The sequence below is a fragment of the Mesorhizobium sp. M4A.F.Ca.ET.020.02.1.1 genome (assembly GCF_004022645.1).
In the GTDB taxonomy this organism is placed as follows: Bacteria; Pseudomonadota; Alphaproteobacteria; order Rhizobiales; family Rhizobiaceae; genus Mesorhizobium.
In genome coordinates this window covers 1-2425 of record NZ_RZOI01000839.1, presented here as the reverse complement: position 1 = coordinate 2425, position 2425 = coordinate 1, and the positions used below count along the sequence as shown (strand labels likewise).

General features: G+C 64.8%; 1 protein-coding gene and 3 pseudogenes. All 4 read left to right on the top strand.

Features of this window, described 5'->3' with window-relative positions; all coding sequences use genetic code 11:
* Positions 1-158, top strand: a pseudogene (locus EN742_RS39780) (twin-arginine translocase subunit TatC); the annotation flags it as partial.
* A gap of 96 nt (positions 159-254) precedes the next feature.
* Complete coding sequence (gene serS / locus EN742_RS31935; protein ID WP_126054203.1) at positions 255-1559, top strand: serine--tRNA ligase; 1305 nt, start codon at positions 255-257, stop codon at positions 1557-1559.
* Positions 1559-2317 (top strand): annotated as a pseudogene (gene surE / locus EN742_RS31930) (5'/3'-nucleotidase SurE). The gene serS and the pseudogene surE overlap by 1 nt, the downstream one beginning before the upstream one ends.
* Positions 2314-2425, top strand: a pseudogene (pcm, locus tag EN742_RS39775) (protein-L-isoaspartate O-methyltransferase); the annotation flags it as partial. The pseudogenes surE and pcm, both read left to right, overlap by 4 nt.

Below are 2425 nucleotides of genomic sequence, written 5' to 3'. Positions count from 1 at the left end.
CCATCCCGACCATCCTGCTCTACGAGGTCGCCATCTGGTCGGCCCGGCTGGTCGAACGCGGCCAGGAGCGGGACCGTCTGGCGCGCGAGAAGCAGGAGGCCGGAGCGGAAATGGCCGAGAAGGCCGCTGATGCGTCGTCGACGCAGGCTCCAAGCTAGGCAGAGCCGGAAAAAAACGGGCGGCGGCATTCGCCCGTCTTGCATCGATCATGGATGCGGTTTACGCCCTCGGGCCTTAGCCAAGGACGGACAACCATGCTTGACATCAAATGGATTCGCGACAACCCGAAGGCTCTTGCCGAGGCGTTGGTGAAGCGCTCGTGGTCAGCCGGGGAGGCGCAATCCACTGTCGACGGGCTGATCGCCAAGGACGAGGCGCGGCGCGAGCATTTGACAGAGCTGCAGGTGAAGCAGGAACGCCGCAACGCCGCCTCAAAGGAGATCGGCAACGCCATGCGTTCGGGCGACGCGGCGCTTGCCGAGAAGCTCAAGGCCGAAGTCGGCGAGATCAAGGCCTTCATCCAGAACGGCGAAGCGCGCGAGCGCGAGCTCGACAAGGCGCTGAACGACGCGCTGGCCGTGCTGCCCAACGTGCCGCTGGACGATGTGCCGGTCGGCAGGGACGAGCATGACAATGTCGTCAAGCGCATTGTCGGCAAGGCGCCGGCGCGGCCGAACTGGGTGAAGGAGCACTTCGAGGTCGGCGAAGCGCTGGGCATGATGGATTTCGAGCGGGCGGCGAGGCTTTCCGGCTCGCGCTTCACGGTGCTGACCGGCCAACTCGCGCGTATGGAGCGCGCGCTTGGCCAGTTCATGCTCGACCTGCACACGACCGAACATGGCTACGAGGAAGTCCAGCCGCCATTGATGGTGCGCGACGAGGTGCTGTTCGGCACCGGGCAATTGCCGAAATTCGAGGGCGACCTCTTCTTCACTCCGCATGGCGATGGCCGCCTGGGCTTGATCCCCACCGCCGAAGTGTCGCTTACCAACCTCGTGCGCGAGGAGATCACCGCGCACGAAAAACTGCCGTTGCGCTTTACAGCGCTGACGCCATGCTTCCGCTCGGAAGCGGGGTCGGCAGGGCGCGACACGCGCGGCATGCTGCGCCAGCACCAGTTTTACAAGGTGGAGCTGGTCTCTCTCACCGATCAGGAGACGTCGATCGCCGAGCATGAGCGCATGACGGAATGCGCCGAGGCGGTGCTGAAGCGACTGGAGCTGCCGTTCCGCACGGTGACGCTGTGCACCGGCGACATGGGGTTCGGCGCGCGCAAGACCTATGACATCGAGGTGTGGCTGCCCGGCCAGAACGCCTATCGCGAAATCTCGTCCTGCTCGGTCTGCGGCGATTTCCAGGCCAGGCGCATGGATGCCCGCTACAAGGACAAGGACGGCAAAGGCAACCGCTTCGTCCATACACTCAACGGTTCGGGCACCGCCGTCGGCCGCGCGCTGATCGCCGTCATCGAAAACTACCAGAATGAGGATGGCAGCGTAACCATTCCTGAAGCGCTGCGGCCTTACATGGGCGGTCTGACGAAGATCGAATCGAAGTAATGCGCATTCTGCTGACCAATGACGACGGCATCCACGCCGAGGGCCTGGCGTCGCTCGAGCGCATCGCGCGTACGCTGTCGGACGACGTCTGGGTGGTGGCGCCGGAGCAGGATCAATCCGGCTACGCGCATTCGCTGTCGATCTCCGAGCCGCTGCGGCTAAGGAAGATCGGCGACAAGCACTACGCCGTGCGCGGCACGCCGACCGATTGCGTCATCATGGGTGTCAAGAAGATCCTGCCGGGCATGCCCGACCTCATCCTGTCCGGCGTCAATTCCGGCGCCAACATCGCCGACGACGTCACCTATTCGGGCACCGTCGCGGGCGCCATGGAGGGCGCGCTGCTCGGCGTCCGCTCAATCGCGGTCAGCCAGGCCTATTCCTATGCCGGCTAGGACCGCGTCGTTCCCTACGAGACCACCGAGGCGCTGGCGCCTGCGCTGCTGAAAAAGCTGGTCGCAATGCCATTGCCGGACGGCGTGCTGCTCAACGTCAATTTTCCGAATTGCGCGCCCGACGAGATCGAGGGCACCGTCGTCACCTCGCAAGGCAAGCTGGTGCACAGCCTGTAGGTGGACGAGCGCCGCGACGGGCGCGGCCTGCCTTACTACTGGCTGCGCTTCGGTCGCGAGCCGGTCGAAGGCAAGAAGGGCACCGATCTCCATGCCATGCGCAACCGGCTGGTGTCGGTGACGCCGTTGCAGCTCGACCTTACCGCTCATGAAATTCGCGACCAACTGACCAAGGCGCTCGCATGAACCAGCCGATTTCAGTCGACGACCGCGAAGGTTTTGCCGCCTTCCTGCTGCGCCTGCGCGGCCGGGGGTCGGCGCCGAAGCCGCTGATTGCCGCCTTCGAGGCGACGC